This window comes from Caulobacter segnis (assembly GCF_029543125.1).
Lineage (GTDB): Bacteria > Pseudomonadota > Alphaproteobacteria > Caulobacterales > Caulobacteraceae > Caulobacter > Caulobacter segnis_D.
The window spans coordinates 503,005-515,403 of the sequence record NZ_JARQWW010000002.1; the positions used below are offsets into that span (position 1 = coordinate 503,005).

A 12,399-nucleotide genomic window follows, 5' to 3' on the forward strand; every position below is an offset into this window, starting at 1 on the left:
CCGCCTTGGGTGAAGCCGGACGCACGCCTAAGCTGGGCGAATGTCTTCCGCTGAAGTTCTCGCGCCGCGCGCCATCGACCTGCTGGCCAGACTGGTCGCCTTCGACACCACCTCGCGCCTGTCGAATCTGGCGCTGATCGAATGGGTGGAGGCGTATCTGGCGGGTCTGGGCGTGAGCAGCCGTCGCGTGCCCAATGCGGACGGGACCAAGACAAATCTGATGGCGACTATCGGCCCCCATATCGAGGGCGGCGTCATCCTGTCGGGACATACCGACGTGGTGCCGGTGGACGGCCAGCCCTGGTCTTCGGATCCCTTCGTCCTGACGAAGCGCGACGGACGCCTCTACGGCCGCGGCACCTGCGACATGAAGGGGTTTTTGGCCCTCGCCCTGGCCGTCGCGCCGGACCTGGCCGCGCGCCGGCTGAAGCGCCCCGTACATCTGGCCTTCTCCTATGACGAGGAGGTCGGCTGCCTGGGCGCGCCGGACATGATCGCCGCCTTCGCCGCCGAGGTCCCCAAGGCCGCCGCCGTGGTCGTCGGCGAACCCACCCTGATGCAGGCGGTCAGCGGTCATAAGGGCATATCGACCTTCAAGGTCACGGTGACCGGCCGTGAAGCTCATTCCAGCATGACCCATCTGGGCGTGTCGGCGAACATGGTCGCCATCAAGCTGATGAGCCGGCTGTCCGACCTGTCGGAGGCGCTGGCGACGGAAGTCGATCCCGGCTCCCTGTTCACCCCCTCCTGGCCGACCCTGACCATCGGACAGATCAACGGCGGCACGGCGGTGAACATCCTGGCCCGCCAGTGCGTATTCTTCTTCGATCTGCGCTGCCCGCCCGGCCGCGATCCGCGGGCGATCCTGGCGGACTTCTTCGCCTTGGCCGAAACGCTCGACGCCGAGGTGAAGGCGCGCGTCCCGGAAGGCGGGGTCAAGATCGAGGTCCGGTCGCTGACCCCCGCCTTCGCGCCGGAAGCCGAAGGGGCGGCGGAAGCCCTGGCCCGGCGCCTGGCGGGCGACAACGGCCCGCCCCGCGTGGCGGCCTATGCGGCCGAAGCAGGACAGTTCCAGGGCGCCGGCTTCTCCACTGTCATCTGCGGCCCCGGCTCCATCGACCAGGCGCACCAGCCGGACGAGTATGTGGAGATCAGCCAGATGCAGCGCGGCGCCGCCTTCATGGCGCGCCTGATCGCCGAGGTTGTCGAGACCTGAACGCCAAGCCGTGCAAGGGGAAAATACACGCTCAGATTCTCATCGAGAATCTTTGCAACCCCATCGTGATTGCGGCGTTTTCTGGACAGGTTCGGAGCGATGCGGGTTCGATCCCCGCCGGCGAGAACGGTGCGAGCGGTCGTGGCCAGATCCGGAGCACCAGCCGTAGCTTAAACGGGGACTAGAGCACTCCGAGCTCCCTTATCCCCTCTCCTTGACCACCGGCGCCGCGCGCAGCCACGCCAGCGGATTGAGGCTCATGGCCGCCGCGATCCGCGCCGAGTTTACCGTCCGCGTCGCCTGCACGACCCGCCGACGCGCCAGCGCTTCGCCCAAACCCTTAAGTCCATCGCCAAGCCCGCGGAGCGCCGGCTTCGTCTCCCCTCGCGCCACATGCCGCGCCATCAGCAGGGCGGTGAAGGCGATGTGCGGGATGATGGTCAGCGCCAGCAGAAGCGGCGGGGTGTTCTGGACATAGGCCCAAAGGCGGTTGCGCGCCCCGTGATAGAGGGCGAAGGCCGAACGCGGTCCGGCGTTGCTCGCCGACCCCGTATGGCGAACCACCGCGTCCGGAACCAGGCGCGTCGCCTCGCCGATCAGCCGCAGGCGGTAGCCCAGGTCCACATCCTCGCAGTAACAGAAGAACCGCTCGTCGAAGCCGCCGAGGCTGGCGAACAGGTCCCGGTCGATCATCATCGCCGCCCCGCAGGCGGAGAACACCTCGCCCGCCGGTCCGCCTGCGTCCTTTGCGCCATAGCCGCCCCGGAACGGCACGCCGACCACGGACATCACATCGCCCAGGCCGTCCAGGCGCGAGGGGTCCTCGTCCATCAGCTGGCGGGCGGTGAAGCAGCGCACCTCCGGATAGGCCCGCGCCGCCGTCATGAAGGCGGCGAGCCAGCCGGCCTCAGCATAGGCATCCGGATTGAGCAGCACGATCCAGCGCCCCCGGGCCACCCGGGCGGCGGCGTTGTTGCCCCCCGCGAAGCCGAGGTTTCGGTCGGCGCGGATGACCCGCACACCCGCCCGCGCCTGCGCGATGGCGGCCCCGTCGTCGCTGGACGCGTTGTCGAGCACGATGGTCTCGAAGTCGCGGAAGGTCTGCGCATCGAGGCTGTCGAGACAGCGCGCGAGGGTCGGCGCGCTCTGATAAGCGACGGTCAGGACGCTGACGGCGGGGTGGGAGGCGCTGGTCACAGCCGGCTCTTAGCACGAGGCGCGGGGGCGCGTGGACACCGCATGCATCGGCGGTTTATCAGGTTGAAGCCCATGAGCGCCCCCGACACCGCCCTCACCCGCCTTCGCGCGCTGCGCCGCCGTCTGGCCCCAGGCCTGAGCGGACCGATCGGCAAGATGCTGCCGCCGGCGTTCGGATTCATCGCCGGCCTGAGGCACAAGGCTGGCGGCCTGCCGCCGTCGGGGCCGATCATCGTGGCTGGCTTCCACGGCTCGGTGCTCGGGATCGGCGAGGCGGCGCGCAGCCTGTCGGCCACCCTGCGCTCGGCCGGTTTCGAGGTGATCGACTGGGACGTCAGCGCCCTGTTCGGCCACGAGCGCCGCATCCAGGCCGGCGATCCGGCGGCGCCGTCGCCCGGCGCGGGCACGCTGATCGCGCACATGAACCCGCCGGAGCTGCTGCAGCTCATCGCTCTCCACGGCGGCGACGCCCTCAAGGGCCGTCGGGCGATCGGCTACTGGGCCTGGGAGCTGGAGCACCTGCCCCGCGCCTGGAAGCCCGCCTTCCGCCACGTGGACGAGGTCTGGGCGCCGTCGCGCTTCACCGCCGAGGCGGTGGAGGAAGTCGCGCCCCGAGGCATGACCATCCGCGTCCTGCCGCATCCCCTCGCGCCCACCGACCTGGCGCCCGACCGGGCGCGGTTCGAGCTGCCCGACGACGCGGTCGTGGTGCTGTCTGCCTTCGACCTGCGCTCAACCCTTGCCCGCAAGAACCCGCTGGCCGCCATCGCGGCGTTCAAGCGCGCCACCGGCCGCACGTTGTCCAAGGCGCTGCTGGTGCTCAAGACCGTAGGGGCTGACGCCGCCTCGCCGCTGCTGGCCCAGATCAACGCAGCCATAGGCGACGCGCCCAACATCCGCCTGTTCAACGGGGTGCTGTCGCCCGAAGACCGCGACCGCCTGGTGGCCAGCGCCGACATCATCCTGTCCCTCCACCGTTCGGAGGGTTTTGGCCTGTGGCTGGCCGAGGGGATGCTGGCCGGCAAGCCCGTGGTGGCCACGGCCTGGTCGGGAAACATGGACTTCATGGCCCCGAAGGCCGCCGCACTGATCCCGGCGCGGCTGGTGGCCGTGGATGACCGCCAGGGCATGTACGCCGGCGGCCGATGGGCGGAGGCCGATCTCGACTCCGCCGAAGCCCGCTTGGCGGAGCTGATCGACGACGCAGCAGCCCGCAGGACCATGGGCGCCGCCGCCAAGGCTCACGCCGCCAAGGCGCTGGATCCCGCTCGCTGGGCCGCGACGCTCAACACCTGGCTGACGCCGTGAGCGCTCCACGTCACACCGCCTCCGAGGATATCCATTCGATCCTCATCGGCACGAGCTTCATCGCCGTGGGCATCGCCCTGCTGAAGGCGGCGGGGCTGGTGACCGGCGGCATCGCGGGCCTGGCTCTGATCGTTTCTTACGCCACGGGCTGGCAGGTGGGCCTGCTGTTCTTCGCGCTGAACATTCCGTTTTACGAACTGGCCCGCCGCACCATGGGCTGGACCTTCACCCTGAAGACCCTGGCGACCAACGCCCTGCTGGCCGCCTTCACCGCGGTGCTGCCGCTGTGGCTGAAGCTCGATTGGGTCGATCCGGTGTTCTCGGCCCTGTTCGGCGGCACCATCATCGGCATGGGCGTTCTCGCCTTGGCCCGTCATCGCTCCAGCGTCGGGGGCATCGGCGTCCTGGCCATGTACATGCAGGAAAAGCGCGGCGTCAGCGCCGGTCGGGTCCAGCTGACCGCCGACATCCTGATCATCGCCGCGGCTTTCACGGTGATCGATTTTGGCAGGCTGGCTCTGTCGCTGCTCAGCGCCGCGGCGCTCAGTCTGGTGATCATCGTGAACCACCGCCCCGGCAGATATGCCGGCTACTAGCGGCCCCATGATCGATAAACACATCGGATATCGATCATATTTTTCCCAATTTTTGATCGATAAGATTGGACTTTATCGATCACATTCATCAGATTTTTGATCGATAAGATTTCCGGATATCGATCATGACCTGGAATTGGCAGCAACCGGAATGGCCCACCTTCACTTGGGACGCCAGTGCGCTGCTCAGGGCGGAAACCCAGTTTGTCGCCCATGCCGGCGTTCAGATCGGCGTCTCCAAGCACCTGAGCGCTCAGCACCTGTCTGAAATCCGCGTCGAGCTCATAAGCGAAGAGGCGACGGACACCTCGGCGATCGAAGGCGAGGCTCTTGATCGCGACAGTGTGCAGTCCTCAATCCGAAAACACCTCGGACTGACCACCGATAGACGCCGGGCGTCTCCGGCCGAGGCCGGCATTGCCGAGATGACGGTCGAACTCTTCGAGCAGGCAAATCAGCCTCTGACCGAGGAGGTTCTCTTCCGCTGGCATCGGTGGGTCATGAACGGTCGATCCGATCTGGCCGATGTCGGACGCTACCGTACCCACGCCGAGCCGATGCAGATCGTTTCAGGCTATGTGCACGCGCCCAAGGTTCACTTTGAAGCGCCGCCCTCGGCATCGCTGGAACGCGAGATGGATTTGTTTTGGGCCTGGCTCGAGCAAACCTCTCCGGACTCACCCGGCCGGCTGCCTCCCTTGGCGCGGGCGGGGATCGCCCATCTCTGGTTTGAAAGCATCCATCCGTTTGAGGACGGCAACGGCCGCATCGGCCGGGCCATCAGCGAAAAGCTGCTTGCTCAGGGACTGCCAACGCCTGTCGTAACCGGCATGTCCAGCACGCTGCTGCGACATCGTAAGGCGTACTACCGCGAACTGGAGCGAGCGCATCGCCATCTTGAGATCACCGATTGGCTGCTTTGGTTCGCCGCCAAGGCCCTGGAGGCCCAACAACAGACGCTTGTTCAGATCGAGTTTGTTCTTGCAAAGGCGCGACTGATGGAAAGCGTCCGCAGCTCCATCAACGAGCGTCAGGAAAAGGTGCTTCTACGTCTCTTCGCCGCGGGCCCTGAGGGCTTCAAGGGGGGACTCAGCGCGGCAAACTACATGTCGATCGCTCACACCCCTCCCGCCACCACAACGCGCGATCTTGCCGCTCTTGTGGAAACGGGCGCGTTGACCAGGACGGGGGCCGGAAAATCCACGCGTTATCACCTTCCGATCGACGTCGCGCCGGTCCATGCCATTGAGCCGAAGGATGTTGCGCCAACCAGTCGCTAGTGGCGAGCAGGCAGCATTCACCGCAGATTATGCGGCGAATAGGCCCGATAATCGCCGCAACCCCGCTTCAGCTGCGCGACAGATCGTCGATCATCTCACCCCGGCTGGCGGCGATGCCATATTGCAAACTACGAGCGATCATATTGGCTCGAGCAACCACCAGCGCCGCGGCCTCGGATGGCCAAAGCTCCCCCGCGGTTTCGGTGAAGATCTCCAGCCAGCGGACAAAGTGTCCGCCTTCGATCCTCGGCAAGGCCGCATGGACCGGCATGGGCGCGCCCTTGTAGCGTCCGGTGGTCAGCAGGACCGACGACCAGAAGTCGCATAGCTTGGCCAGATGTTTGTCCCAGTGATCACCGATGGCCGCATCGAAGATCGGCCCCAGCTGCGGATCGCGCCGCACCTTGGCGTAGAAGGCGTGGACCAGCTCATGGATCATCGGCTCGGTGACGCCGACGGCGGCGCCCGGCGACAGCAGATGACGGTTCTGGCGACGCTCCTGATGCATGGCCTCATCGTAGGCCCGCCCGTCCGATGGCGGCTTGATCCGGATCAATTCCCCGCAGGCCTCACTGTCCCCAGGGCAGGCTGAGCACACTAGCGCCCGAGCCCACCGAAATCGACACATTGGCCACGCGGCTGTCGGTGACCAGCTCGTCCGCCACGGTCTTGCCTGAGTTGCGGTTGCGCTCCACGTGCAGGCCCGCGCCCAGCGGCACGATCACAAGGCGCACCACGCTGCCCGCCTGGATCCGGCGGGAGATGAAGGGGAACCAGTCGAAGCTGTAGCGTTCGACCTTGCCCGGCGTGACCAGCTTGGCGACGCGGGTGGATTCGCGATAGCGGGCGCGGATCCAGTCCTGGGCCAGAAAGATCGCCGAACCGTCGGGCCGCACCTCATAGAGCACCGCCCGCACGTCTGTGTCCGGCACGTCCAGCGCCATGTCGATCTTCAGCTTGGGAATGCCCACCAGATCGGCGTCGCCCGCCAGGGGGGCGGTGTCGTAGACAAGGCCGTCGCCCTTCAGCCGGCGCATCATGGCGGTGTTCAGCAGATAGTCGGGCGAAACCATCACATCACCCTCGAAGCCCTCATTATGAGCCGGCAGCGACGGGTCATAGACGTAGGCGTCGGGGCGCTCGCGGCCCGCCGTGGCGGTGAGCAGGCCGCGCTCGGCGATCGAGCCCGCGCCGGACTTCGGCGAGGACAGGCTCAGCTCCTGCGTACGCGCCGTGGCGGCCGCGATGCTGGGCGCCGAGCGCCATTCATTGGGGCCGAGCAGATAGTAGGTGACCTTGTCCTTCAGGAAGGCCGGGACCGGTCCGCCCTTCATCACATGGTCGTACCACGCCACATGCAGCGCCTTCACGTCGAGGACCGCCGCGGGGCCCAGGTCCAGCCCGCCCACATGCTGCTTGGGGACGCGCGAGCCCGGATGATCCCAGGGGCCGATCACCAGATAGCTGCCTTGCGCCACCTCCTGCGAGGCGACGTTCAGATGGTTCTGCCGAAAGATGATCGCCCCGGTGTTCGACGCCTCGAACTGTCCTGCGATGGACAGGGTCGGCATCTTGATCAGGGGATAGCGGTCCGGCGCGACGCTCGCACCGTCCCAGAACGCGTCCATTTCCGGATGGCGCATCCACTCCTGCCAGATCGGGCTGGCATAGCCCGACAGCTTGTCGAAGTCGCGCAGGGGAACCAGTCCCTTGGCCATCTCGGTGTAGAGACCCAGCCAATAGGCCTTGTCGCCGGAGCCGTTGGCGTTGGCCGTGTTGCCCATGACGTTGACCACCCAGTTGTGGTCGAACGGCCGCATCACATTGCTCTGGGTCTTGCCGATGTTGATGCCGACGAAGCCGGGCGAGGCCGGCACGATGGTCTTCAGGCCCTCGGGCTGTTCGCCGGCGATCATCCACTGGTTCTTGCCGCCGTAGGAGCCGCCCCACATGGCCACCTGACCGTCGGCCCAGGGCTGCTTGGCCAACCACTCCACGGCGTCGAAGCCATCGACGCCGTCACCGCTCCAGGGCACGAACTCGCCCCCCGAATTGCCGCGCCCGCGACTGTCGACGCTGGCGAAGACGTAGCCCGCCTTGGCGAAATAGGCGGCGACATCCATGAAGCGGTCGGCCACATAGGGTGTCAGGGTGAAGATCACCGGATGCTTGCCGCCGCCCACCGGGCGGACGATCGTCGCGTCCAGGGTCACGCCGTCCCGCATGGGAATTTTGACCGCCCACTCGATTTCGTAGGGCTTGGCGCTGGTCGTTGCGGCGGGCGCGAGAGGCTGTGCGGCCGCGGAGAATGCGGCGCCGAACGACAAGGCGGCGGCGAGCAGCAGACCAACAGGCTTCATATCTTCCCCCTGGAGACAACGGTGTCGTTCATGGCCCGGCTGGGGGCCATGTTGAACCTTCCATTGTTCTAGACGGGACGGTGAGACCGCGCCTCACCCCCTGCAGCTCAGATTTTCGGCGCCCTTCTGTGCAATTGCACTTTGCGGGCGGCCGCTCAGCCCACCGTGAACTTGAAGTGCTGGCTGGGGCCGTGGTCGAACAGGGTGACCTCGCCGCCCTTCACCTTGGCCTCGAAATGCGTGCCGTCGCCGTGGTGATAGCCGGTGACCGTGTCGCCGACGCGGGTGAAGGCGATGTGGGCGGCGTCCCCGTGATGATAGACGCCGTTGGGCAGCGCACCGGCCACATGGCAGTCGCGACCATGGTCATAGGCCTCGACCATGTCACCTTCCGCCTTGGCGCTGATGCGCACATTGCCCGTCCGGCTATGGTCCAGGACGTTGGTGTAGGCGCGGCTGTTCACCAGGGCGGCGGCGATGGCGGCGACGACGGGGCGGGCGTGGACGTTCATGGGGCCTCAGCAAATGGTCAAGCTTGGACGGAATGCGGCTGTGCCTGATCGGTTGCCGCGAGCCTTCGCTTCGGCGCGAAGAAGGCGGGGAAGGGCTTTTCCTGGCCGGACGGTCTGCGGGCCCGCCCTACCCCTTCAGTCGCACGCCTGCACCCCCTCGGTCATCTGGATCCTGAAAGATGACCCCCGCCTCTTCAAGCGCACGCCTTACCGCTTCGACATTGCCCGCCACACTGCGGCTCGGACCAAGTGAGCCTTCCATTCGAACAATGGTGGGTGTGGACAGCCCGGAGGCCGCGGCGAGTTGGGGCTGCGTCCATTCCAGAAGAGCCCGGGCCGCTTTGATCTGCTGGCCCGTCATCATAGCTGGTTTTGAATTTTATTCAAAAATTTTTGAAGTTTCATGTTGACCCGCCCGGCGCGCTCGTAGATGATCATAAAAATCAAATCGATGAGTAGTGAGCTGCGCTTATGGAGTCACGTCAAAAGACGGGGCGCGACCCTGCGCGCCTGTCCAGAAGGTCAGTCCTTGGAGGGACGTCGGCTGTGCCAGTCTTGTCGCCCATCGCTATGGGCGAAGACTTCGGCCTGAAGGCCTGCGAAGCCTTCCTGGAAGCCGAGGCGGAGACGTGGAGCCTCTATGGCTCGTGGAGCCGACTTGAAAGCCATCTGCACCGGACGATCGGCTGGATGGGCTTATCCGCTGAAGAGCGGCGGGCGCACCCCGCCGCGAAGAGGTTCGGGGAGATCGAGGCGCGACAAGGAATCGCGCAGGAGAAGGAACAGGCGGCGCTGGATGCCTTGCTCGCCACGCCGCCCACCACCCGGGCGGCGGCGATCGCCTCGCTGAGAGTCCTGCTGCGGCTCGTCACCAAGGACGACAACGAGGAAGCCAATCTCATTTTGCGCCGCGTCCTGGGCGTCCTGGCTCCAGGGGAGGCTGTGCAATGAGCTGCTTCAGCCATCGGTCCGCGCGCGGCGGTGACCGTCATCTGGCGTCACTGTTCCGCGAGAACGCCACCGAATTCCTGAGCGGCGTGGAGGACATCGCATCGGTCTACCCGCGCGAAGCCGGGCACATGACCTCCATCGCCATGGAGCTGGCGTTGAAGAGCCATCTGCTGGCGTTCGGGGTGAGCGACGACTGGAACCGCACCCATCTTCGCCACGACTTGACCAAAGCTTTGCGCTGCGCGCGTCGGGCGGGCCTTGTCGAGCCGCCGGGCGGCATGGCGGCGGTGGCGGCGCTTTTCACCCCTTACTACACCAACCATGCCTTCAACCGCTTCCCGACCACCTTGTTCACGGCGGCGGACTGGCGGCATGCGGCCGGCGCGGTGCGCGCGGTGATCGGAGACGCGCCATGAGCCGATTGCGCAGCGGCGGACCGCCCGGACCGGAGATGTCGCGGCGGACGATCCTGGCGGTCGGCTCGGCGGCCTCGGCGGCGCCGGCTTTGCCCGCCATAGGCGCCGAAGCCTGCCTTGATCTTTGCCGGCGGTATCTCGTCCTGCATGAGGAAGCCGAGTGGCTTTACGACGCCTATCCGACCTTGGAGAGCAAGGTCTGGCAGATGCTGAAGGCGGCGGGCCTCTCGATGGATCAGACGCAGCTTTTGCCGGAAGGACGACGCCTCGAATCCATGCAGGCGCGGATTGAGGCGAACCTGGACGAGCGCAGGGCGCTGCTCGAGAAGCTGATGGATCGCGAGCCCGCTAGTACCGAGGGCGTCATGGCCTGCTTGCGGGTCGCCCGGGCGCTTATCGAGCCGGACGAGTTCCCGGAGGCCCATCGGCTGCTCAGCTGGGCTGTGCGTGGCTTGGGGTGACGGCGTTTTGAAGTCGCCCGACGCCGCAATCCGCCGTTGGCTTCGCCCTGAAGCCAGACACTTCATTGTCGGCGCTCAGCACATGGTCAAGCTTGGACGAAATGCGGCTGCGCCCGATCGGTCGCCGCCAACTCGTCCAGCACATGGGGATCGGTCTCCGCCGCCTCCAGCCTGCCCCGCAGATCGGCGAAGGCGATCTCGCCCAGCAACCGCGACGCCGCCCAAACCGCCGCCCCACGCACGTCGGGAGAGGCGTCGGACAAGCGCGGCTCAATCGCCGCCATCAAGGCTGCATCGCCGCTATTGCCCATGGCGTAGAGGACGTTGCGGACAAAGCGGTCGCGGCCGATGCGCTTGACCGGGCTCTTGGAGAACAGCAGCCGGAAGGACGGATCATCCAGGGCGGACAGCGCGGCCAAAGACGGCCCCTTCAAGGCCTCGCGCGCATGCAGCTTCTGCTCGCGCGCCCGGGAGGCGAACTTGTTCCAGGGGCACACCGCCAGGCAGTCGTCACAGCCATAGATGCGGTTGCCCAGCGCCGGCCGAAATTCGTGGGGGATCGGCCCCTTGTGCTCGATGGTCAGGTACGAGATGCACCGTCGGGCATCGAGCCGGTAGGGCGCCGGGAAGGCGTTGGTCGGGCAGGCGTCCAGACAGGCGCTGCACGATCCGCACCCCGCCTGCGGAACCTCATCCGTCTCCAGCGGCAAGGTGGTCAGAACCGAGCCCAGGAACAGCCAGGAGCCGAAACCCCGCGACACCAGATTGGTGTGCTTGCCCTGCCAGCCGACGCCGGCCTTCTCCGCCAGGGGCTTCTCCATCAGGGGCGCGGTGTCCACGAACACCTTCACTTCCCCGCCGAAGGCCTGGACCATCCAACCGGCCAGCAGCTTCAGCCGCTTCTTGATGACCTCGTGATAGTCGTCTCCCCGGGCATAGACGCTGATCGCCGCGCGGGTGGGGTCCTCCAGAGCGGCCAGGGGATCGGAGTCAGGCCCGTAGTTCATGCCCAGCACCACCGCCGAGCGGGCGTCGGTCCACATGGAGGTCGGGTGGCTGCGGCGCTCCAGCGTCTCCTCCATCCAGCCCATGGTGCCGTGCAGCCCCTCGGCCACGAACTGGCTCAGCCGCTGACCCGCCAGCCACGGCTCGTCCACGGCGGCGAAACCGCAGAAGTCGAAACCGAGCTCCAGCGCCTTGGCGCGGATCAGGTCCTTGGGGTGATCAGAAGTCGAGGTCGTCATAGTGGCCGGCGGGAGCGAGCCCGGGCCAACGATCAGCGAGGATCGGCCTGAAGGACGGCCTGGACTTGATCTTCATGTACCACGTCTTGGCGGCCGGGAAGTCACGCCACGGCACATCCCCGAAGTAGTCGATCACCGAGATGTGCGCCGCCGCGGCGATGTCCGCCAGGGACATCCGCTTGCCCGCCAGCCAGTCGCGCAGCTGAAGCAGCCCCTCGATATAGAGCAGGTGCTCGCGCAGGGCCTCGCGCCCGCGGCGCAGATTGGCCAGCTCCGGCGCGCCCAGGCGCAGCAGCCGCTTCTCCATCTTTTCGTGGAGCAGCAGGCCGTTGACCTCGAAGTCGAACTTGCGGTCGAACCATTGCAGCAGGCGGCGGGCCTCGGCGCGCTCGGCAGGGTCCGGCGCCAGCAGCGCCGGCTCCGGATGCTGCTCCTCCAGGTGGCCCAGGATCGCGCGAGCCTCGCACAGCACCAGCTTCTCCGGGGCCTTGTTCTCCACCAGCACGGGGGTCAGGCCCGACGGGTTGAGCTTCAGGAACTCCGCCGGCCGCTCCCAATAGCGCACCTGCACGTCGGTGAACGGCAGGCGCTTCTCGCCCAGCAGGACGCGCACCTGGCGCGAGGCCGGATCGAGCGGAAAGTGGTGGAGGATGCGTTCGACGCTCATGCTGAGGTCTGGAAGGCCTTTGTGCGGGATAGGTTCAGGCGCTGACGCCAGCAAGGCGCGCAACCCGTTAAGGTCCCGTTTACTGAACGCCGTTCTGACAGCCAATGTCGCGGGATGACGGCAATGCGCCTGCCCGGCGCCTAATTCAAGGCGCCAAGACACGACAGCGCTGTCATTTGCCTCTTCTCCCC

13 protein-coding genes are annotated in these 12,399 nt (G+C 66.6%); 7 read left to right on the top strand and 6 right to left on the bottom strand.

The window, feature by feature from the left end; all coding sequences use genetic code 11:
* Nucleotides 1-40 precede the first annotated feature (40 nt).
* Nucleotides 41-1,216: an acetylornithine deacetylase gene (gene argE / locus P7B02_RS07095; protein ID WP_277785625.1), complete on the top strand. Its 1,176-nt coding sequence runs from the start codon at nucleotides 41-43 to the stop codon at nucleotides 1,214-1,216.
* Nucleotides 1,217-1,417: 201 nt separating this feature from the next.
* Here the strand turns inward: argE and P7B02_RS07100 are convergent, their stop codons facing one another.
* The gene (locus tag P7B02_RS07100) at nucleotides 1,418-2,413 is read right to left on the bottom strand and encodes a glycosyltransferase family 2 protein (RefSeq protein ID WP_277785626.1); all 996 of its coding nucleotides are present in this window, start codon (nucleotides 2,411-2,413) and stop codon (nucleotides 1,418-1,420) included.
* 72 nt (nucleotides 2,414-2,485) lie between these two features.
* Here P7B02_RS07100 and P7B02_RS07105 point away from each other — a divergent pair, with 72 nt between their 5' ends.
* From P7B02_RS07105 to P7B02_RS07115, 3 genes are all read left to right on the top strand, one after another.
* Nucleotides 2,486-3,721: a glycosyltransferase family 4 protein gene (locus P7B02_RS07105; protein WP_277785627.1), complete on the top strand. Its 1,236-nt coding sequence runs from the start codon at nucleotides 2,486-2,488 to the stop codon at nucleotides 3,719-3,721.
* Entirely contained in the window at nucleotides 3,718-4,317 is a 600-nt protein-coding gene (locus tag P7B02_RS07110; RefSeq protein ID WP_277785628.1) for a YitT family protein, read from the top strand. Before P7B02_RS07105 ends, P7B02_RS07110 begins: the two co-directional genes overlap by 4 nt.
* A gap of 125 nt (nucleotides 4,318-4,442) precedes the next feature.
* Nucleotides 4,443-5,597: a Fic family protein gene (locus P7B02_RS07115; RefSeq protein WP_277785629.1), complete on the top strand. Its 1,155-nt coding sequence runs from the start codon at nucleotides 4,443-4,445 to the stop codon at nucleotides 5,595-5,597.
* A 67-nt stretch (nucleotides 5,598-5,664) separates the two neighbouring features.
* Here P7B02_RS07115 and P7B02_RS07120 read toward each other — a convergent pair whose 3' ends face one another.
* From P7B02_RS07120 to P7B02_RS07130, 3 genes are all read right to left on the bottom strand, one after another.
* Nucleotides 5,665-6,153 carry a group III truncated hemoglobin gene (locus P7B02_RS07120; RefSeq protein ID WP_277785630.1) on the bottom strand — a complete coding sequence of 163 codons (489 nt, stop codon included), beginning with the start codon at nucleotides 6,151-6,153 and terminating at the stop codon, nucleotides 5,665-5,667.
* 13 nt (nucleotides 6,154-6,166) lie between these two features.
* Nucleotides 6,167-7,957 carry a CocE/NonD family hydrolase gene (locus P7B02_RS07125; RefSeq protein ID WP_277785631.1) on the bottom strand — a complete coding sequence of 597 codons (1,791 nt, stop codon included), beginning with the start codon at nucleotides 7,955-7,957 and terminating at the stop codon, nucleotides 6,167-6,169.
* A 155-nt stretch (nucleotides 7,958-8,112) separates the two neighbouring features.
* Nucleotides 8,113-8,469 carry a hypothetical protein gene (locus P7B02_RS07130; protein ID WP_277785632.1) on the bottom strand — a complete coding sequence of 119 codons (357 nt, stop codon included), beginning with the start codon at nucleotides 8,467-8,469 and terminating at the stop codon, nucleotides 8,113-8,115.
* A 570-nt stretch (nucleotides 8,470-9,039) separates the two neighbouring features.
* On the opposite strand from P7B02_RS07130, the gene P7B02_RS07135 reads away from it, so the two are divergent.
* Genes P7B02_RS07135 through P7B02_RS07145 form a run of 3 tightly spaced genes read left to right on the top strand, consistent with a single transcriptional unit; the run spans nucleotide 9,040 to nucleotide 10,297 of the window.
* Nucleotides 9,040-9,420, top strand: coding sequence for a hypothetical protein (locus P7B02_RS07135; RefSeq protein ID WP_277785633.1), 381 nt, complete (start codon nucleotides 9,040-9,042; stop codon nucleotides 9,418-9,420).
* On the top strand, nucleotides 9,417-9,836 hold the full coding sequence (locus P7B02_RS07140) for a hypothetical protein (protein ID WP_277785634.1): 420 nt from the start codon (nucleotides 9,417-9,419) through the stop codon (nucleotides 9,834-9,836). Before P7B02_RS07135 ends, P7B02_RS07140 begins: the two co-directional genes overlap by 4 nt.
* Entirely contained in the window at nucleotides 9,833-10,297 is a 465-nt protein-coding gene (locus P7B02_RS07145) for a hypothetical protein (protein WP_277785635.1), read from the top strand. Before P7B02_RS07140 ends, P7B02_RS07145 begins: the two co-directional genes overlap by 4 nt.
* An 86-nt stretch (nucleotides 10,298-10,383) precedes the next feature.
* Here the strand turns inward: P7B02_RS07145 and queG are convergent, their stop codons facing one another.
* Entirely contained in the window at nucleotides 10,384-11,541 is a 1,158-nt protein-coding gene (gene queG, locus P7B02_RS07150) for a tRNA epoxyqueuosine(34) reductase QueG (RefSeq protein ID WP_277785636.1), read from the bottom strand.
* On the bottom strand, nucleotides 11,522-12,208 hold the full coding sequence (gene fzlA, locus P7B02_RS07155; RefSeq protein ID WP_277785637.1) for an FtsZ-binding protein FzlA: 687 nt from the start codon (nucleotides 12,206-12,208) through the stop codon (nucleotides 11,522-11,524). Before fzlA ends, queG begins: the two co-directional genes overlap by 20 nt.
* Nucleotides 12,209-12,399: the final 191 nt, after the last annotated feature.